This window comes from Acidovorax sp. Root219 (assembly GCF_001428665.1).
Classification (GTDB): Bacteria; Pseudomonadota; Gammaproteobacteria; order Burkholderiales; family Burkholderiaceae_C; genus Acidovorax.
Window position 1 is genome coordinate 465,217 of record NZ_LMIJ01000001.1, and the last position, 19,207, is coordinate 484,423.

Genomic DNA, 19,207 nt, shown 5'->3' on the forward strand with positions numbered 1-19,207 from the left:
TTGGATCAATCAGGCCACGGGCTGGTCCAGCTCGAAAGCCTTGTGCAGCGCGCGCACGGCCAGCTCGACGTATTTTTCGTCGATCACGACCGAGGTCTTGATTTCCGAGGTGGAGATCATCTGGATGTTGATGCCCTCTTCGCTCAGCACGCGGAACATCTTGCTGGCCACGCCGACGTGGCTGCGCATGCCGATGCCGACGATGCTTACCTTGCAGATCTTGGCGTCGCCCACGACTTCCTGCGCGCCCAGCTCGGGCACGACCTTTTCCTTGAGCAGCTCGACGGTGCGCGCATAGTCGCCACGGTTCACGGTGAAGCTGAAGTCGGTCTTGCCGTCCTTGCTCAGGTTCTGGATGATCACGTCGACTTCGATGTTGGCATCGGCCACGGCGCCCAGGATCTGGTAGGCGATGCCTGGCTTGTCGGGCACGCCCAGCACGGAGATCTTGGCCTCGTCGCGGTTGAATGCGATGCCGGATACAACGGCTTGTTCCATTTTTTCGTCTTCCTCAAAAGTGATCAGCGTGCCGGACTTGGCTTCTTCGTTGATGTCGATGTCCCAGGGCGTGAAGCTCGACAGCACGCGCATGGGCACCTTGTACTTGCCTGCAAACTCCACCGAGCGGATCTGCAGGACCTTGCTGCCCAGGCTGGCCATCTCCAGCATCTCTTCGAAGCTGACGGTGTGCAGGCGGCGCGCTTCGGGCACGACGCGGGGGTCGGTGGTGTACACGCCGTCCACGTCGGTGTAGATCAGGCACTCGGCGGCCTTCATCGCGGCGGCCACGGCCACGGCGGAGGTGTCAGAGCCCCCACGGCCGAGCGTGGTGATGTTGCCGTCGTCGTCGATGCCCTGGAAACCCGTGACGATGACCACCTTGCCATTGGCCAGGTCAGCGCGCACGCGCTGGTCGTCGATGGACTCGATGCGCGCCTTGGTGTAGCTGCTGTCGGTGCGGATGGGCACCTGCCAGCCGGCATAGCTCACGGAGCCCATGCCTTCGGCCTGCAGCGCAATCGCCAGCAGCGCGGACGAGGCCTGCTCGCCGGTGGAGGCCAGCATGTCCAGCTCGCGGTTGTACGCCTCGGTGGCGCGCGCGGGCGCAAGCTCCTTGGCCAGGGCGAGCAAGCGATTGGTTTCGCCACTCATGGCGCTGGGCACGACCACCAGTTGGTGGCCTGCGCGGGCCCACTTGGCCACGCGCTTGGCGACGTTGCGGATGCGCTCGGGGGAGCCCATCGACGTGCCGCCGTATTTGTGAACGATCAATGCCATTGGATTTCTGGGGTGACGAAACACTTGCCACGGCGCCGGTTGGACACTGTTTTGGCGCGCCGCTGTTTTTCGTGCAGATGGGAAAGCAGGGACCGGCCCGTGGTTTCCTGCCGAAACCAGCGCTGGTTTCATCAGGACGACACGGATCAGTCCCCAGGGACCAAAACCTGGGGATTGTACCAATCGAGCCCGGTGCCCGAGCGCACGACGAAGCCCGCACCCACCTTGAGGTGGATGCGGTGGCCCCGCGTAGTGCAGGCAGCCACCTGGCCGAGCAACTCGGCCAGCTGCGCGGCACTGGGCGTGGTGCGGTGCGCGCTGCGCAGCCAGTGGCGCAGCACATTGGCCTGGCGGGCACGGGGGAGGGCCTGCAGCGCGGCCAGTTGCGGCGGTACACCCACCACGGCCAGGTCGGCCTGGGCGACCTCGTCGAGCAGCGCACTGGCCTGCGCGGCATTGTCGGCAGACCGCGCAAACGTGTCGCGGAACGCGGGGAATGCGGCTTCGAGCACGGGCAGGATCTGCGCGCGGATGCGGTTGCGCGTGTAGTGCAGGTCGGCATTGGTGGGGTCTTCCACCCACACCTGCCCCTGTGCCAGCAGCCAGTCGCGCACGGCCTGGCCCGGCACGCGCAGCAGCGGGCGGTGCCAGGGCAGGCCCGCGCGATCCCACCGGGCGGGCATGGACGCCAGGCCCGCCACCCCGGCCCCGCGGGAGAGGGCCAGCAGCAGTGTCTCCACCTGGTCATCGGCATGCTGGGCCAGGGCCACGGCTGCGGTGCCCGCCATCGCCGGGGCTTCCAGCGCTGCATCCAGCGCCGCATAGCGGCCCTGGCGCGCGGCGTCTTCGGGGCTCTGGCCCGGCTGTGGCCGGGCGTCGATGCGCTGCACCGCCAGCGGCACGGCAAGGCGCGCGCACAGGTCCACACAATGGCGCTCGAAGCCGTCGGCGGCCGCCTGCAACCCATGGTGCACGTGGATGGCCCGCACCTGCCCCGGCCAGCGCCGCGCGCAGGCCAGCAGCAGGGCCGTCGAATCGGCACCGCCGCTCAGGCCCACGGCCAGCGGCAGCACGGGCGCAAAGGCCGCCATGGCGGCGTCGAAGGTCTGGGTCATGGGATGGTCATGCCGCGCCCTCACCCGCGCGGCCTGCAAAGGGGCAGGCGCAATGGAGCAAAGGGACGGGGCGGCAACGCATGGCTGCCGATTATCAGTGCGCGCGCTGGCGCCTCAGCCGTGCGGCGCGCCAAGCCGGGGCGCCGCGTGCGCGCCCCCATCGGCCGACAGGCGGAAGGTGCCCACCACCTCCGACAGGCGCACCGACTGGTCCTTGAGGCTTTGCGCCGCCGCCGCGCTCTGCTCCACCAGGGCGGCGTTCTGCTGCGTCATCTGATCCAGGTGCGAGACGGCCTGGCCCACCTCGTTGATGCTGGTGCTCTGCTCGTTGGTGGAGGCGGTGATCTCGGCCATGATGTCGGTCACGCGCTGCACCGAGTTGACGATGTCGGTCATGGTGGCGCCGGCATCGTGCACCAGCCGCGAGCCGGTGGCCACCTGCTCCACCGAGGCGCTGATGAGCTGCTTGATCTCCTTGGCCGCCTCGGCGCTGCGCTGCGCCAGGCTGCGCACCTCGCTGGCCACCACGGCAAAGCCCCGGCCCTGCTCACCGGCGCGGGCGGCCTCCACCGCGGCATTCAGGGCCAGGATATTGGTTTGGAAGGCTATGCCGTCGATGGTGCCGATGATGTCGCTGATCTTGCGCGATGCGGCGTTGATCTCGTCCATCGTGCTCACCACGTTGCCCACCACCGAGCCGCCATGCCGGGCCACGCTGGAGGCCTGGCCCACCAGCAGATTGGCCTGGCGCGCGGCCTCGGCGTTGTGGCGCACGGTTTCGGTCAGTTGCTGCATGGAGGCCGAGGTTTCTTCCAGGCTGGACGCGGTGAGTTCGGTGCGCCCGCTCAGGTCGTGGTTGCCGGTGGCGATCTCCTCGGCGGCCACGCGCACCGAGTTGCTGGCGTCGCGTATCTGCGCCAGCACGCCCGCGAGCTTGCCGGCAAAGCTGTTGAAGCTGGCGGCGATCTGCGCAAGCTCGTCCTCGCCCTGCGCGTCGATGCGGCGCGACAGGTCGCCGTCGCCCGCCCCGATCTCGTGCATGGCGTCGCGCACCAGGGTCAGCTGGCGCAAGCGCCGCGACAGGATGCCCGCCAGCACCACCAGGGCCACCAGCAGCACCACGATGCCCGTGCCGATGGAGGTGCCCAGCATGGTGCGGATCGGCGCCATGGCCTCGCTCTCATCCTGCGCCACCACCAGCATCCAGGGCGTGCCAGCCACAGGCGCCACACTCAACAGCCGGCTGCGTCCGCCAATCTCCGAACGCAGCACGCCCTTGTCCTTGGCGACCTGCAGCAACTTCTCGGCGCTCAGATCCTTGGAAAGGTCCGTCACTGGCTTGAGCGTGAGCGCCACGTCGGGGTGGGCAATGATCTTGCCATCCGACGCAGCCAGGAATCCAAAGCTTTGCGGCGTGGGCCGGATCGAGGCGACATTGGCCACCACCGACTCCATGTAAACATCGCCTGCGGCCACGCCTTTCAGCGCCGCGCCGTTGCCCACGGGAGCGGCGAAGGTCACCACCAGCTTCTGGTCCGACGCGGAGATATACGGTGGCGTGACCACTGGCGCGCCAGCCTTGGCGGCCTGTTGGTACCAGGGCCGCGCTGTGGGGTCGTAGTCGGGGGGCAGGCTGCGCGCTTCGGAGAACACGTATTTTTTGTCCGCATAGCCGAAGTACGCGGTGCTGAACTGCCCCGCATCGCGCAGCATGGCCAGGGATTTGGCGGGCTCGGCCTCGGCAAAGGACTGCACCGACGCGACGATGATGCCGCTTTTGGCGCGCGCCCACTCGGCAATGGTTTCGGCGTGGCTCTGCGCTGTGGCGAGGCTTTCCTCGGCCAGCGAGGCCTGCGCCTGGGATCGCGCCGTGAGGTAGTTGGCCACCGTGAGGGCCAAGAGCCCCGCCACCAGGCAGGCAATGGAGACCAGGAGGATCTGGCCCTTGAGAGTCTTCAGGAACGACATGCAGCCCCCTTCGATCCACCCACCACCCAGCAGGCGATTCACCATGCTACATCCGGTTACCGTTGGGGCGCCAGAGGGTTGGCGCCCGCGCCTTCCTGCCGGCACAAAAAACAACAACGGCCCGTGAAGGGCCGTTGTTGTGGGGTTGGAGGCAGAGGCTCAGCGCTCTGACTTGGTATCGCTGAAGCGGCCGTAGCTCTGCAGGCGCTCGTAGCGGCGGTCCAGCAGGTCCTTGGTCTTGAGGTCCGCCACCTGGCGGAAGGCGTCGCCCAGGGCGCGCTTCAAAAAGGCGGCCATCTGCTTGTGGTCGCGGTGGCCGCCGCCCACGGGCTCGCTCACGATCTTGTCTACCAGGCCCAGGGCCTTCAGGCGGTGGGCGGTGATGCCCAGGGCGTCGGCCGCTTCCTGGGCCTTCTCGCTGGTCTTCCAGAGAATGGAGGCGCAGCCCTCGGGGCTGATCACGGAGTAGATGGCGTACTGCAGCATCACCACCTGGTCGGCCACGCTGATCGCCAGCGCGCCGCCGGAGCCGCCTTCGCCGATGATGGTGGTGATGATGGGCACTTCGAGTTGCGCCATCTCGAAGATGTTGCGGCCGATGGCTTCGGACTGGCCGCGCTCTTCGGCGTCGATGCCGGGGTAGGCACCAGGCGTGTCGACGAAGGTGAACACTGGCAGCTTGAACTTCTCGGCCGTCTTCATCAGGCGCAGGGCCTTGCGGTAGCCCTCGGGCTTGCTCATGCCGAAGTTGCGCATGGCGCGCTCCTTGGTGTCGCGCCCCTTCTGGTGGCCCAGCACCATGCAGGCATGGCCGTTGAAGCGTGCCAGGCCGCCCACGATGGACAGGTCGTCCGCATAGTGGCGGTCACCGTGCAGTTCCACGAAGTCGGTGAAGATGTCGCGCACGTAGTCGAGCGTGTAGGGGCGCTCGGGGTGGCGGGCGATCTTGGTGATCTGCCAGGGCGACAGCTCGGCGTAGATGTCCTTGGTGAGCTGCTGGCTCTTCTTGCTCAGCTGGTCGATCTCTTCCGAGATATCGACGGCGCTCTCGGTCTGCACGTAGCGCAGTTCTTCGATTTTGGTTTCGAGTTCGGCAATCGGCTGCTCGAAATCCAGAAAGGTCTTTTTCGCCAACGTTGTTCTCCTTGGGTCGCGCCGGGGGCGCGTGCCATGAATGAGGCACGCACTGTAACCGACGCGTTACGAGTTGGGTTTGACGCCTGTAAAGAAATGGGCCCTGGAGCGGGCCGTCAGTACGACACGACGGGCTGCGGATCCATGGATCGCCAAATATACCAAGTCGCCACGCTGGCCCATGGCTTCCAGGCCTCGGCGACTTCGCGGGCTTCGCTGCGGCTCACGGTTTCGCCCGAGAAGTAGTTGTGGCTGATGCCGCCGATCAACCCCACGTCGTCCAGGGGCAAGACATTGGGGCGCATCAGGTAGAAGATGAGGAACATCTCGGCCGTCCAGCGGCCAATGCCGCGGATGGCCACCAGCTCGGCAATGATGGCTTCGTCGTCCATCGAGGCCCAGTCCTTCACGTGCAGCTTGCCGCCGTCGAAGTGCAGGGCCAGGTCGACCAGGTAGTCGACCTTGCGGGCCGACAGGCCGGCCGCGCGCATGTCGTCCACCTTGAGCTTGAGCACGCTGGCCGGCTTCATGCTGCGCGGCAGCTGGGCAAAGCGCTCCCACACGGTCTGCGCGGCCTTCACCGAAATCTGCTGGCCCACGATGGAGCGCGCCAGCGTGGTGAAGGCATCGCCCTGGGTCTGCAGCGCGGCGTCACCGAACTGGGGGATCAGGCGCTTCATCACCCGGTCCTTCTTCATCAGGTGCTTGCAGGCCTCGGCCCAGTAGGCGGGCGTGGAAACGGCCACGGCCGGCGCGGCCGCAGCAATCGCGGCAGGTACCAACAGTTCCTCTTTAGCCATTTTTCTTGCCGCTGCCATGGGGGTTGTTCTTGTTCTCTTCGTTCATGCGTTGTTCTATCGGGGGCATGCGGGTCACTGGGCGGCTTCCCAGGTGGTGCCAGCGGCGGAATCCTTGAGCACGATGCCCTGGGCCAGCAGCGCCTGGCGGATGCGGTCGGCCTCGGCGAAATTCTTGGCGGCCTTGGCGGCGGCGCGGGCAGCGATCTGCTCGCCGATGGCGGCTTCGTCCAGCCCGGCACCGGCCTTCAGGAAGGCCTCTGGCTCGCCCTGCAGAATGCCCAGGCAACCGCCCAGGGCCTTGAGCAGCCCGGCCAACTCGGCCGAGCGGGTCTTGTTCACATCGCCCGCCAGGTCGAACAGCACGGCCATGGCCTCGGGCGTGCCGAAGTCCTCGTCCATGGCCGCCTTGAAGCGCGCAGCGTGGGGCGCGGTCCAGTCGATGGCGGCCGCAGGGGCCGGGGCCACCAGGCTGAGCGCGGTGTACAGGCGTTTGAGGGCCTGGCGCGCGTCGTCCAGGTGGGCATCGCTGTAGTTCAGGGCGCTGCGGTAGTGGGCACGCACGATGAAAAAGCGCACCGTCTCGGCGTCGTACTTCGCCAGCACCTCGCGGATGGTGAAGAAGTTACCGAGCGACTTGCTCATCTTCTCGTTGTCCACGCGCACAAAACCGTTGTGCACCCAGAACTTCGCCAGGGGCTTGCCGTTGGCGCCTTCGCTCTGGGCGATCTCGTTCTCGTGGTGCGGGAACTGCAGGTCCATGCCGCCGCCGTGGATGTCGAAGGTCTCGCCCAGCGTGGCGCCGCACATGGCCGAGCACTCGATGTGCCAACCGGGGCGGCCCGAGCCGAATGCGCTGTCCCACTTGGCCTCGGGCGGCTCTTCGGGCTTGGACGCCTTCCACAATACGAAATCGAGCGGGTCTTCCTTGCCGTCGAGCACGGCCACGCGCTCGCCGGCGCGCAGCTCGTCGATGGACTTGCCCGAGAGCTTGCCGTAGCCGTCGAACTTGCGCACCGAATAGTTCACATCGCCATTGCTGGCGCGGTAGGCCAGGCCCTTGCCTTCCAGGGCGCCGATCAGCGCGAGCATCTGCGGCACGTATTCGGTGGCGCGCGGCTCGATGGAGGGCGGCTCGATGCCCAGGGCCGCGATGTCGGTGTGCATGGCGGCGATCATCTCGTCGGTGAGGGCACGGATGGTGATGCCGCGCTCCAGCGCCCGCCGGATGATCTTGTCGTCGATGTCGGTGATGTTGCGCACGTAGGTCACGCGCAGGCCGCTGGCCTTGAGCCAGCGCTGCACCACGTCGAACGCCATCATCATGCGGGCGTGACCGATGTGGCACAGGTCATAAATCGTCATGCCGCACACATACATGCGGACATGGCCAGATTCGAGCGGGGAAAAGTTCTCCAACTCACGCGAAAGCGTGTTGTAGATGCGCAAACTCATGGGATGTCAGTCAGGGGGAAACCGAAAGGGGGTGTGGGTGAAGCCCGTTCACCCGGCAGCAGCGGGAACAGGCCCCTCGGGGGGCGCGTTCGTCAGCGAACGCCCATCGAAATCACCAGCGGCAACAGCGCACCGTCATGACCACCCCCTCAGCTACAATCCGCCGCAGTATAAGCCCCGCCAGGGTTCGACGCTGTCCATCACCTTCCATACCCTCATGAAGCAACCAGTCCGCCGCACCCTCCCCCGAATTTTGCGCCTGCTGGCCCTGACGGCATTGGTGGGCACCACCCTGGCACATGCGGCCGACGACTACGCCGACATCACGCAGTTGCTCAAGGCCGGCAAGGCGGGCGAAGCCCTGACCAAGGCCGACCAGCGCCTGGCCACCAGCCCGCGCGACCCGCAACTGCGCTTTCTGCGCGGCGTGGCCCAGTCCGACTCGGGCAAGCCCACCGAGGCCATCACCACCTTCACCAAGCTGACCGAAGAGTACCCCGAGCTGCCCGAGCCCTACAACAACCTGGCCGTGCTCTACGCCAACCAGAACCAGTTGGACAAGGCCCGCACCGCGCTGGAAATGGCCATCCGCACCAACCCCAGCTACGCCACCGCGCACGAGAACCTGGGCGACATCTACGCCAAGCTGGCCAGCCAGGCCTACAACAAGGCGTTGCAGCTCGACGCGACCAACGCCAACTCGGTTAAGCCCAAGCTGGCGCTGATCCGCGAACTGTTCTCGGCCGACCCATCGGGCAAGGCCCGCCCTGCCGCTGCAGCCCCCTCACCTTCACCCTCACCCGCACCTGCCGTGGTCGCCACGCAGCGCCCTGCCCCGGCCCCAGCCGCTGCGCCCGCCGCACCGGCGCCTGCTCCAGTGGCACCTGCTCCAACACCCGCTCCTGCCCCGGCACCCGCTGCAGCGGCACCCGCCCCTGCCGCGGCAGCTGCTGCGCCCGCATCCACCCAGGAAGTCACCGCCGCCGTGCAGGCCTGGGCCGCCGCCTGGGCCGCCAAGGACATGAAGGCCTACCTGGGCGCCTACGACAAGGACTTCGACCCGCCAGGCCGCCAGACCCGCGCCGCCTGGGAGAAAGAGCGCGAATCGCGCATCGTGGGCAAATCCAAGATCACCGTACAGGTCTCCGACATCACCGTGAGCGTGAGCGGCAATAAGGCCACGGCGCGCTTTCGCCAGGCCTACAGCGCCGATGCGCTCAACGTGACCAGCCGCAAGACGCTGGACCTGGTGCAGAACGGCGGCCGCTGGGCCATCGTGCGGGAAGCCACCGGCGGCTGATGGTGGTGCACGACATGGCGACGGCGCCCACCCTGTGGGCTGGCGAACAGCTTCGAACCAGCCGCTGACCGACTGACGGACATGATGGTGGATTCGCCCCGCTGGGGCCGCCGCACGGCGGCCGTTGTGCTGTTGCTGGCTGCCGCTGCGCAGGCAGCGCCCGCCTTCGCCCAGAATCCGCAAAACCGCATGCGCGGTGCCGGTGCCGGTGCCGGTGCCGGTGCCGCCAAGCCAGCCAAGGCCACCGAGAACCTGCGCGACGGCCAGGCCGAGGCGCGGTTGATGGAGGTCTACCAGCTCACCGGCCAGGGCCGTGGCCGCGAGGCACTGGCCCGCGCCGAAAGCCTGGCACGCGACTACCCCAACTTCCAGCTGGCGCAACTGGCGCTGGGTGACCTGCTCAACGCCCGCGTGCGCCCCGTGCGCAAGCTCGGCGACGTGCCCGAGGCCGATGCCGCGCGTGCCCCCGAAGCCGGCGGCATGCTCGACGAGCTGCGCACCGAGTCGCTGCAGCGCGTGCAGGCGCACAAGAACCGCCCAGGCCCCGACCGCATACCCGCCCAGTTCCTGGAGCTGTCCAGCCGCTCGCGCCACGCGATCGCCATCGACGCATCGCGCTCGCGCCTGTACCTCTTCGAGAACACGCCCAAGGGCCTGCAGCTGGTGGCCGACTACTACGCCTCCGTGGGCAAGCTGGGCATCGAAAAGCTGGTCGAGGGCGACCAGCGCACCCCCCTGGGCGTGTACTTCATCACCAGCCGCCTGGACCCGGTCACGCTCAAGGACTTCTACGGCGCCGGCGCCCTGCCCATCAACTACCCCAACCCGCTGGACCAGAGCCGGGGCAAGACCGGCAGCGGCATCTGGCTGCACGGCACACCGCCCGACCAGTTCGCGCGCGCCCCCCTGGCCACCGATGGCTGCGTGGTGCTGGCCAACCCCGACCTGGAGCGCATCCTGCGCCAGGTGGAGCCCCGCTCCACCCCCGTGGTGATTGCCCGCCAGCTGCAGTGGGTGGCCGCACACAGCGTGCAGGCCGAGCGCAATGCCTTCGAGGCCGTGCTCAACGCCTGGCGCACCGCCAAGTCGCAGGGCGACATGGCGCGGCTGACGGGCTTTTACGCCCCCGATTTCCAGAGCTACCGGCAAAAGCCCCTGTCGGAGTGGACCACGGTGCTGCAGGCCGAGTCGCGCGCCTTGAAGGGCCGTGAAATACAGCTCAAGGACAAGTCTTACCTGCGCTGGACAGACGCCACCGACACCATGGTGGTAACGTTCGGCGAAGTCGCCGAAGGCGCACGCACCGGCCCCGTCAAGCGCCAGTACTGGAAGCGCAAGGGCCAGCAATGGCAAATATTCTTTGAAGGAGTGATTGGATGATTTCCAAGAGAAACGCGGCCCTGTCGCTGGCCGGCATCGCACTGTCGGCCCTGGTCGGCCTGGCAACCCCCGCCCACGCGCAGGATGCGCCCAAGGTCAAGCTCACCACCTCCGTGGGCGACATCGTGCTGCAACTCGACCCCGCCAAGGCCCCCAAGACGGTGGAGAACTTCCTGGCCTACGTGAACGCCAAGCACTACGACGGCACCATCTTCCACCGCGTGATCAACAACTTCATGATCCAGGGCGGCGGTTTCACGCCCGACATGCAGCAAAAGTCCACCCGGCCGCCGATCCCGCTGGAGGCCAAGAACGGCCTCAAGAACGACACCTACACCGTGGCCATGGCACGCACCTCCAACCCGGAGTCGGCCACCGCCCAGTTCTTCATCAACGTGAAGAACAACGACAGCCTGAACGCCCCCAGCCCTGACGGCCATGGCTACGCCGTGTTCGGCAAGGTGATCAGCGGCGCCGACGTGGTCGACAAGATCAAGGCCGTGCCCACCGGGCGCGGCGACGTGCCCACCACCCCCATCGTCATCACGTCCGCCACGGTCGTGAAGTAATCCCCTTTTTTACCCATTCAGAAGGAAGCATTGCCATGAGCAACCCCCAAGTCGAACTGCACATCACCGGCTACGGTGTCATCACCCTCGAACTCGACGCTGAAAAGGCCCCCAAGTCGGCCGAGAACTTCCTGGCCTACGTGAACAAGGGCCACTACAACAACACCATCTTCCACCGTGTGATCCCCGGCTTCATGGTGCAAGGCGGCGGTTTCGAACCCGGCATGGCGCAAAAGCCCAGCGATGCCCCGATCCAGAACGAAGCCAACAACGGCCTGAAGAACGCCAACTACACCGTGGCCATGGCCCGCACGAGCGACCCGCACTCTGCCACCGCCCAGTTCTTCATCAACGTGGCCGACAACGGCTTTCTGAACCACACCGCCCCCTCGGCCCAGGGCTGGGGCTATGCCGTGTTCGGCAAGGTGGTCGGTGGTGCCGACGTGGTGGACAAGATCAAGGCCGTGAAGACGGGCCGCAAGGGCTTCCATGATGACGTGCCGAAAGACGACGTGATCATCGAAAAAGCGGTCGCCCTGTAAACCAGCGCTTTCGCCGTCACCCCCGTGACCACGACCGTGCCCCGGTTCGAGGAGCTCACCGCTCCCTCGCACTGGCGCACGGTCGATTTCATTTCGGACCTGCACCTGCAGGCCAGCGAGCCCGCCACCGTGGCCGCGTTCCGGCACTACCTGCAGACCACTCCGGTCGACGCCCTGTTCATCCTGGGTGACCTGTTCGAGGTGTGGGTGGGCGACGATGCCATGGACGAGCCCGGCAGCTTCGAGGCCGAGGGCTGCGCTGCGCTGTCCGCCGCGTCACAGCGCCTGCCGCTGTACTTCATGCACGGCAACCGCGACTTCCTGGCCGGCCCGGCCTTTCTGCAGCGCACGGGCATGGTCGGCCTGGCGGACCCCACCGTGCTGGTCTTCGGCGAGCAGCGCATCGTGCTGAGCCACGGCGATCTGCTGTGCCTCGCCGACGTGGACTACCAGCGCTTTCGCGTGCAGGCGCGCAGCAGTGCCTGGCAGCAGGCCTTTCTGGCCCAGCCCCTGGCCACGCGCCGCGCCCAGGCGCGCGGCATCCGCCAGGAAAGCGAGGCCAAGAAGCAATCGGGCACCACCTATGCCGATCTGGACGGCCCTGCCACCATCGACTGGCTGCAGGCGGCAGGCGCCAGCACCCTGGTCCACGGCCACACCCACCGCCCTGCGCAGCACACGCTTGCGCCAGGGCTCACCCGCGTGGTGCTCAGCGACTGGGACGCAGCGGCATTGCCCCCCCGGCTGGAAACACTGCGTTTGTCGAACGCGGGCTTGGAACGCGTCACCCTCGGCCCAAAGTAAGAGGGGTCTTGATTCCATGCGCATGCTTTTGTTGGCATGCTCTGACACCATGCCCCCCATCCTGAACCGGCTCTGGCGCCGCGTGCGCACCACCGTGGCCCCCGTGCCCGACATCTCGGCCACGCTGTGGCTGCAGACGCTGCAGCGCTATCCCTTCCTTGCCGCCTTGTCGCTGCACGACCAGTCCAAGCTGCGCGCGCTGAGCGCCCTCTTTTTGCACCACAAGCGCTTTCACGGCGCGCACGGCATGGAGGTGACCGACGCCATGGCCATCGACATCGCCGCGCAGGCCTGCCTGCCCCTGCTGCACTGGGGCGACCCGGCCAAGGCCCTCGCGTGGTACGACGATTTCGTGGGCATCGTGCTGCACCCCGGCGAGGCCGTGGCCAAACGGCAGACGGTGGACGAGGCCGGCGTGGTGCACGAACACGAGCAGGTGCTGCTGGGCGAGGCCATGGACCGCGGCCCCATCATGCTTAGCTGGCAGCACGCCTCCAATGGGCGCAAGAACACCGAGCGCGGCACCAATGTGGTGGTGCACGAGTTCGTGCACAAGCTCGACATGCGCGGCAGCGGCGAGCCCAACGGCTGCCCGCCCCTGCCCGCAGGCTTCATGGGCGCCCGCACCGGCCGCGGCGCGTACGAGGCCTGGTGGAACGCCTGGGAGCCCGCGTACGCGGATTTTCGCGAGGCGGTGATCAAGGCCGAGCGCTTCGGTGCCGAGATGCCTTGGCTCGATGCCTACGGCGCCACCTCGCCCTCGGAATTTTTTGCCGTGGCCTGCGAGGCGTACTTCGTGAACCGCGCGCGCTTCGCGGTGGAGTTCCCAGGCCTGGTGCCGGTGCTGGATGCGTTTTTCAAAAGGCCCGCGGTGGCGCACTGATTCGCATCACGCCTGCCACACCCCGAACCCGGCCGAGCGCAGATCGATGCCGACCTCGATCTCGCGGTCCACAGCATCCTGGTAGCTCATGGGGTTGAAGCCCTCGTACAGATCAGGCAACAGGCGCAGCCCATACTGCAGCACGAAGCGGTTGGCCTGGATGCCGGCCTTGTGCTTGTCGAAGCGCACATCCGGGTCCAGCCCGGTCATGCCCACGTACACGCAGGGCTTGCCCTCGATGTAGTTCGGGTTGCACCTGCGGAACTTGCGTTCGCTCAGCACCGCCATGGAGAGTTCCACGACGTAGACGTTGTGATGGGGTTTGGGCATGGGTTGGGGGCGCCCGGGATCAAGCAACTTGGGCAGGGTACCCACTGTAAAACCAAATAGGCGCATTTGCAGCGACCGGGCCTGCGTGCCAACAGCGGCCCAGCCGTTGGCCGCGGCAAGCCTCTTGATGCTCCGCGAGCTCACTCGGCGGCCAGCACTTCGCGCATGACTTCGGCCTGCCAATCAAAGTAGGGGTTGAAGGTCAGCCGTGCATGCACCTTGGCACTCTCGCGGTAGCCCCAGTCCGAATACCACACCGGCTCGCCCGCCATGCAGCGGGCCTGGTCGGCGGCGTCCTGCCCGTTCCAGCACATGCGCTGGGTGCCTTCGGTGCCATAGAGCGGGTTGGTGGGCGAGAACAGCACACCCATGTGCGAGAACTGGCTGATGCGCTGCTGCGGCAGCTTATCGGTGCGCACCAGCACACGCGTGTGCTGCCCAGTGCTTTCGCGCTGTGGCATGGCGGCATCACGACCCGCAGGCAGTTCGCCATACCAGATGAGGCGGCTGGCGGGGTGGGTGAAGCGGGTCTCGAAGGTGCCGAGCACATGCTCCACATCCACCACAGAGTCGTGCTGCGCCAGCACCAGCAGGGCCGGCCGGGCATAGGGCTGGCGCGCGATCTTCTCGCGCACGGCGGCAGCACTGCGGTAGTACTGCGCAAAGCCATTGGTGGGCACGTTGAGGTAGCGCAGGGGGGTCTGCTGGGGCTGGGCGGAATCAGGCTGGCGCAGCCAGGTGCGCACGCGCGCCACCCAGGGCACGATCCAGTCCAGCGGCACGCCCGACTTGAGGGCCGGCGAAAAAAGCACCAAGCCCGCCACCTCGGGGTGGTCCAGCGCGTACTCCAGCGCCAGGTTGGCACCGGTGGAAAAGCCGCCCAGGTAGACCTCGGGCACCTCCTGCGCCAGCAGGGCTGCCTGCTGGGCCACCAAGCGGCGCCAGTCGTCCAGGTCCACACCGATCAGGTCGGCAGGGCGCGTGCCGTGGCCGGGCAGCAGCGCCGTGCGCACCAGAAAGCCCTGGCCCGCCAGCGCCTGCCCGATGTCGGCAAACGACCAGGGCGAATCGCCCAGGCCGTGGAACAGCACCACGCCCTTGCGCGCGGGCTGCGCGGGCCGCCACTCCATGGGCGCGTTGCGCGCCAGTTCGCTGTCGTGCTCGTCACTCTGGAAGGCACGGTGCTGCGCCATCCAATCCTGCGTTTCGGTGCGGTACTGGGCAAAGCTGCCCTGGCCCAGCGGCACCATGGGCCCGCGCGGTGCAGCGCAGCCCGCGCACAGCATGGCGGCCACCAGCAACAGGCCCACGCGGCAGGGCCACCGCAGAGCGGCATGGCTTTTGTGAACGGGCTGCACCATCAGAGCCGGCACCGGTAGCCCGGGCGCGGGCCGGTGGTGCTGTAGCAGTCCCCCAGCGGGCCGTAGTGGATGCCGCTGCCCAGATGGGTGCTGCGCAGGCCCAGCTCGAGGTTGACGCCGGCATCGCCCTGGTGGGCCCGGAACTGGGGCAGTGCTTCGGAGGTTTTCACGCCGTCATGGTAGTCCACCAGGCCGAGCGGCAGGCATCCCATGCCCGTTGGTCGTATGATTTTTGACAATTTATCCATTTTTGGATAAATTATCCAAATGGCAAAACGCACTCCCTCCTCTGCCCCGCACCGCACCCCCGAACAAAAGGCCCTGCTCTCCCAGATCGAGCAGGTGGCCCAGGGCCTCGCTGCCACCTTTGCGCCGTTCTGCGAAGTGGTGGTGCACGACCTGCTGGACCCGGGCCAGTCCATCCTGGCGATCCACAACAATCTCTCGGGCCGCTCGGTCGGCGAGCCGACGACCGAGCTGGGCCTGGCGCGCATCGCCGACCCCGACTACCCGCAGGTGATCGCCAACTACGCCAACCAGTTTTCCGATGGGCGCCAGGCCAAGAGCACCTCGGTGGGCATCAAGGATTCGTCGGGCGAGTACATCGCCGCGTTGTGCCTGAACGTGGACCTCACGCTGTTTCGCAGCCTGCAGAGCGTGGTGGGGCAGTTCACCGGCATCGACGGGGACACGGGGCTCACCGAGTCGCTCGACCCGGCCGGGGCCGATGCCATCCGCCAGCGCATCGACCAGTTCGCGGCGCGCCTGTCCACCGCGCCACGCGCACTCAAGGCAGCAGAGCGGCGCGCGCTGCTGCGCGAGCTCAGGGAGTCGGGCAGCCTGGAGGTGCGCCGCGCGATGGAGGTGGTGGCGCAGCACCTGGGCGTATCGCGTGCCACGGTGTACGGCGACGCACGTGGTGAGCTGACAGCATGAACAGCGCCACCATCGCACCGGCCACCCGTGCGCAGGCGCAACTGCTGCTGCTCGACACGCACCAGGTCAGCGCCCTGCTGCAGCCGCAGGACGTGCTGCACGCCGTGCGCGAGGCCTTCACCCTGCACAGCCAGCGCGCGGGCCGCGTGTTCCCCGTGGTGCGCGAAGCGCTGCCCACGGGCGGGGTGTTCGGTATCAAGTCGGGCGACGTGTCCACCCAGGGGCTGCTGGGTTTCAAGGCCGCTGGCTTCTGGCCCGCCAACCGCGCGCAGGGTGGCGAGCCGCACCAGGCCACCGTCATGCTGATCGACCCTGCAACAGGCCGGCCGCTGTGCGTGCTGGACGGCAATGCCATCACCACCGAGCGCACGGGCGCGGCCGGCGCGCTAGGACTGCAACACCTTGCGCGCGCGGACAGCGAACAGCTGTGCCTCTTTGGCACCGGCGTGCAGGCGCGCGTGCAGCTGCGCTTTGCGCTGCAGGTGCTGCCCGGGCTGCGGCGGGTGCGCTATGTGGCCCAGGGAGGGCGGCGCAACGAGGGCTTCGAGGCGGCTTTTGCCGACCGCTGCGATATCGCCCTGGCCACCGATGCGAATGAAGCCGTGGCTGCGAGCGACGTGGTGGTCACCGCCACGCCGGGCGGTGGCGCGCTGTTCGACGCAGCCGCCGTGCAGCCAGGCACCCACATCAACGCCGTGGGCACCGACACCCAAGGCAAGCGCGAGCTGCCCGACGGCCTGCTGGAGCGCGCCCGCCTCTTCGTGGACGACGCCACCCAGGCCCGCCAGATTGGCGAGGCCCAGTGGGCGCCCCACGACCTTCCATGGACCGAGCTGGGCGACCTGCTCACGGGCAAGGAGTCCGTGCAGCGCGGCGCGCAGGACATCACCGTGTTCGACATGACGGGCCTGGCCCTGCAGGACCTGACTGTCGCCCGCATGCTGCACACGCAGGCCCTGGCGCAGGGCCTGGGCACTGCGATGGCCTGGCCGTGGTGACACCACCCCTCTCCTCTTCATTCCGTTCTCATCCCCGCTTTCAACCACCACCCATCGTTGCCATGACCACGACCACCCCCATCGCCAACCGCCTTCCCACCTACGACGACGTCGTGGCCGCTGCCGGCCGCATCGCGGGCGTTGCGCACCGCACGCCGGTGCTCACCTCGCGCATCCTCGACGAAGAACTGGGCGCCCAGGTGTTCTTCAAGTGCGAGAACCTGCAGCGCATGGGCGCGTTCAAGTTCCGCGGCGCCTACAACGCGCTGGCCCAGTTCGACGCCACGCAGCGCAAGGCCGGGGTGATCGCGTTCTCGTCGGGCAACCACGCCCAGGGCATCGCCCTGGCCGCGCGCGAGCTGGGCATGCCGGCCACCATCGTCATGCCACAGGACGCCCCCGCCGCCAAGATTGCGGCCACGCAGGGCTACGGCGCCAACGTGGTGTTCTACGACCGCTACACGCAAGACCGCGAACAGATCACCCGCGACCTGGCCGAGCGCGATGGCCTGACCATGATCCCGCCGTACGACCATGCCGACGTGCTGGCCGGCCAGGGCACGGCCGCCAAGGAGTTGTTCGAAGAAGTGGGCGAGCTTGACGCCTTCTTCGTCTGCCTGGGCGGCGGCGGCCTGCTCTCGGGCTCGGCCCTGTCCACGCGCGCGCTGTCGCCCCGGTGCAAGCTCTACGGCGTGGAGCCCGAGGCGGGCAACGACGGGCAGCAGTCTTTCCGAACCGGCTCCATCGTGCACATCGATACGCCCCAGACCATTGCCGATGGCGCGCAGACGCAGCACCTGGGGCAGATCACCTTCCCCATCATCCGCCGCGACGTGGACGACATCCTCACCGTGAGCGATGCGCAGCTGGTGGACGCCATGCGCTTTTTCGCCACGCGCATGAAGCTGGTGGTGGAGCCCACGGGCTGCCTGGGCTTTGCGGCGGCGCGTGCACGCGCCGCCGAGCTCAAGGGCAAGAAGGTGGGCGTGCTGATCAGCGGCGGCAATGTGGACATGGAGCGTTTCTGCAGCCTGCTCGCCGGCTGATCCCACGAGAGAAAAGGAGCCCCCGCCATGCAAGAAGCAACAGCCAACCACCCCAGGACTCCCCTGGCGCAGATCGACACCCCCGCCGCGCTGATCGAGCTGCCACGCATGCAACGCAATATCGCGCGCATGCAGCAGCGCATGAACGCGCTGGGCGTGCGCTTTCGCCCGCACGCCAAGACGGCCAAGTGCCCGGCCGTGACGGATGCGCAGATCGCCGCCGGCGCGCAGGGCATCACGGTCTCCACCCTCAAGGAGGCAGCGCAGTTCTTCGCCCACGGCATCACCGACATCCTCTACGCCGTGGGCACCGTGCCGCACAAGCTGCCCCAGGTGCTGGCGCTGCGCCGCCAGGGCTGCGACCTGAAGATCATCACCGACAACATCGCCGCCGCCCAGGCCATCGTGGACTTCGGCCGCGAGCACGGCGAGGTGTTCGAAGTGCTGATCGAAGTGGACACCGACGGCCACCGCTCGGGCATCCGCCCCGACGAGGCCGCACTGCTCGACGTGGGCCGCGCCCTGCACGCGGGCGGCATGCGCCTGGCCGGCGTCCTGACGCACGCGGGCGGCAGCTACGACCTGAACACCCCCGAGGCCCTCACGGCCCTGGCCGAGCAGGAGCGCGCTGGCTGCGTGCACGCCGCCGAGCGCATGCGCGCAGCCGGCCTGCCCTGCGCCGTGGTGAGCGTGGGCTCCACGCCCACGGCGCTGTCGGCGCGCGACCTCACGGGCGTGACCGAGGTGCGCGCGGGCGTGTATGTGTTGTTCGACCTGGTGATGCACAACGTGGGCGTGTGCAGCACCGACGACATCGCCCTGAGCGTGCTGACCACCGTGATCGGCCACCAGGTGGACAAGGGCTGGGCCATCGTCGACGCCGGCTGGATGGCCATGAGCCGCGACCGGGGTACGCAAAAGCAGTCGCACGACTATGGCTATGGGCAGGTGTGCGATGTGGATGGGACGGTGCTCGACGGCTATGTGCTGAGCGGTGCGAACCAGGAGCATGGGATCCTGTCGCTGGCCGGTGGATCCACGTCACCGGACGTGGGCGATATTGCGCGGCGGTTTCCGGTGGGGAGGCAGTTGCGGATATTGCCGAACCATGCGTGTGCCACGGGGGCGCAGTATGGGGAGTATCGGGCGGTGGAGGGTGGGGTTGTGGTGGGGGATTGGGGTCGTTTTGGGGGGTGGTGATGTTGGCCTCTCATGGCACTGTTTGTCATGGTTGCTGCTTGCCTTGGTCGAGGGCGGAGGCCGGGGTGTGCGCCCGGCGGCGCACCCACCTTCTTTTGCGTCGCCAAAAGA

19 protein-coding genes are annotated in these 19,207 nt (G+C 67.6%); 10 read left to right on the forward strand and 9 right to left on the reverse strand.

All coding sequences use genetic code 11. The features are described from left to right. Positions 1 to 9: 9 nt before the first annotated feature. The 6 genes from ASE28_RS02255 to cysS form a co-directional block, all read right to left on the reverse strand. A complete protein-coding gene (locus ASE28_RS02255) occupies positions 10 to 1,278 on the reverse strand; it encodes an aspartate kinase (RefSeq protein WP_057264263.1) in 1,269 nt (422 codons plus the stop codon). 146 nt (positions 1,279 to 1,424) lie between these two features. After that, the gene (gene tilS, locus ASE28_RS02260) at positions 1,425 to 2,393 is read right to left on the reverse strand and encodes a tRNA lysidine(34) synthetase TilS (RefSeq protein ID WP_057264265.1); all 969 of its coding nucleotides are present in this window, start codon (positions 2,391 to 2,393) and stop codon (positions 1,425 to 1,427) included. Positions 2,394 to 2,507: 114 nt separating this feature from the next. Then, positions 2,508 to 4,361 carry a methyl-accepting chemotaxis protein gene (locus ASE28_RS02265; RefSeq protein ID WP_057264368.1) on the reverse strand — a complete coding sequence of 618 codons (1,854 nt, stop codon included), beginning with the start codon at positions 4,359 to 4,361 and terminating at the stop codon, positions 2,508 to 2,510. Between the two features lie 159 nt (positions 4,362 to 4,520). After that, positions 4,521 to 5,495 (reverse strand): acetyl-CoA carboxylase carboxyltransferase subunit alpha, encoded by a 975-nt coding sequence (locus ASE28_RS02270; RefSeq protein ID WP_057199533.1) that lies wholly within the window; start codon positions 5,493 to 5,495, stop codon positions 4,521 to 4,523. A gap of 116 nt (positions 5,496 to 5,611) precedes the next feature. Further along, positions 5,612 to 6,295, reverse strand: coding sequence for a DNA-3-methyladenine glycosylase (locus ASE28_RS02275; RefSeq protein ID WP_057199532.1), 684 nt, complete (start codon positions 6,293 to 6,295; stop codon positions 5,612 to 5,614). Positions 6,296 to 6,367: 72 nt separating this feature from the next. Beyond that, positions 6,368 to 7,747 (reverse strand): cysteine--tRNA ligase, encoded by a 1,380-nt coding sequence (gene cysS / locus ASE28_RS02280; protein ID WP_057264267.1) that lies wholly within the window; start codon positions 7,745 to 7,747, stop codon positions 6,368 to 6,370. A 217-nt stretch (positions 7,748 to 7,964) separates the two neighbouring features. On the opposite strand from cysS, the gene ASE28_RS02285 reads away from it, so the two are divergent. The 6 genes from ASE28_RS02285 (at position 7,965) to ASE28_RS02310 (ending at position 13,225) form a co-directional block, all read left to right on the forward strand. After that, positions 7,965 to 9,047 (forward strand): tetratricopeptide repeat protein, encoded by a 1,083-nt coding sequence (locus tag ASE28_RS02285; protein ID WP_057264268.1) that lies wholly within the window; start codon positions 7,965 to 7,967, stop codon positions 9,045 to 9,047. Between the two features lie 81 nt (positions 9,048 to 9,128). Then, a complete protein-coding gene (locus ASE28_RS02290; RefSeq protein WP_057264270.1) occupies positions 9,129 to 10,427 on the forward strand; it encodes a L,D-transpeptidase family protein in 1,299 nt (432 codons plus the stop codon). Further along, positions 10,424 to 10,996 (forward strand): peptidylprolyl isomerase, encoded by a 573-nt coding sequence (locus ASE28_RS02295; protein ID WP_057199528.1) that lies wholly within the window; start codon positions 10,424 to 10,426, stop codon positions 10,994 to 10,996. The genes ASE28_RS02290 and ASE28_RS02295 overlap by 4 nt, the downstream gene beginning before the upstream one ends. A 35-nt stretch (positions 10,997 to 11,031) precedes the next feature. Beyond that, the gene (locus tag ASE28_RS02300; protein ID WP_057199527.1) at positions 11,032 to 11,538 is read left to right on the forward strand and encodes a peptidylprolyl isomerase; all 507 of its coding nucleotides are present in this window, start codon (positions 11,032 to 11,034) and stop codon (positions 11,536 to 11,538) included. A 24-nt stretch (positions 11,539 to 11,562) separates the two neighbouring features. After that, positions 11,563 to 12,342: a UDP-2,3-diacylglucosamine diphosphatase gene (locus tag ASE28_RS02305; protein ID WP_057199526.1), complete on the forward strand. Its 780-nt coding sequence runs from the start codon at positions 11,563 to 11,565 to the stop codon at positions 12,340 to 12,342. A gap of 49 nt (positions 12,343 to 12,391) precedes the next feature. Beyond that, positions 12,392 to 13,225: a zinc-dependent peptidase gene (locus tag ASE28_RS02310; protein ID WP_057264272.1), complete on the forward strand. Its 834-nt coding sequence runs from the start codon at positions 12,392 to 12,394 to the stop codon at positions 13,223 to 13,225. A gap of 6 nt (positions 13,226 to 13,231) precedes the next feature. On the opposite strand, the gene ASE28_RS02315 is transcribed toward ASE28_RS02310, so the two are convergent. The 3 genes from ASE28_RS02315 to ASE28_RS02325 all read right to left on the reverse strand — a co-directional run bounded on the left by ASE28_RS02315 (position 13,232) and on the right by ASE28_RS02325 (position 15,128). After that, positions 13,232 to 13,555 carry a hypothetical protein gene (locus tag ASE28_RS02315; protein ID WP_057264275.1) on the reverse strand — a complete coding sequence of 108 codons (324 nt, stop codon included), beginning with the start codon at positions 13,553 to 13,555 and terminating at the stop codon, positions 13,232 to 13,234. A gap of 140 nt (positions 13,556 to 13,695) precedes the next feature. Then, entirely contained in the window at positions 13,696 to 14,916 is a 1,221-nt protein-coding gene (locus ASE28_RS02320) for an alpha/beta hydrolase (RefSeq protein WP_235516021.1), read from the reverse strand. Next, positions 14,916 to 15,128, reverse strand: a complete 213-nt coding sequence (locus ASE28_RS02325) for a hypothetical protein (protein ID WP_057264277.1) — start codon at positions 15,126 to 15,128, stop codon at positions 14,916 to 14,918. Before ASE28_RS02325 ends, ASE28_RS02320 begins: the two co-directional genes overlap by 1 nt. A 55-nt stretch (positions 15,129 to 15,183) precedes the next feature. On the opposite strand from ASE28_RS02325, the gene ASE28_RS02330 reads away from it, so the two are divergent. The 4 genes from ASE28_RS02330 (at position 15,184) to ASE28_RS02345 (ending at position 19,096) form a co-directional block, all read left to right on the forward strand. Then, positions 15,184 to 15,852 (forward strand): transcriptional regulator, encoded by a 669-nt coding sequence (locus tag ASE28_RS02330; protein ID WP_057264279.1) that lies wholly within the window; start codon positions 15,184 to 15,186, stop codon positions 15,850 to 15,852. Continuing rightward, the gene (locus ASE28_RS02335; protein ID WP_057264283.1) at positions 15,849 to 16,850 is read left to right on the forward strand and encodes an ornithine cyclodeaminase family protein; all 1,002 of its coding nucleotides are present in this window, start codon (positions 15,849 to 15,851) and stop codon (positions 16,848 to 16,850) included. Before ASE28_RS02330 ends, ASE28_RS02335 begins: the two co-directional genes overlap by 4 nt. A 62-nt stretch (positions 16,851 to 16,912) precedes the next feature. After that, the gene (locus ASE28_RS02340) at positions 16,913 to 17,896 is read left to right on the forward strand and encodes a threo-3-hydroxy-L-aspartate ammonia-lyase (protein ID WP_057264285.1); all 984 of its coding nucleotides are present in this window, start codon (positions 16,913 to 16,915) and stop codon (positions 17,894 to 17,896) included. Between the two features lie 27 nt (positions 17,897 to 17,923). Further along, positions 17,924 to 19,096, forward strand: a complete 1,173-nt coding sequence (locus tag ASE28_RS02345) for a DSD1 family PLP-dependent enzyme (RefSeq protein WP_057264287.1) — start codon at positions 17,924 to 17,926, stop codon at positions 19,094 to 19,096. The last annotated feature ends 111 nt before the right edge of the window (positions 19,097 to 19,207 follow it).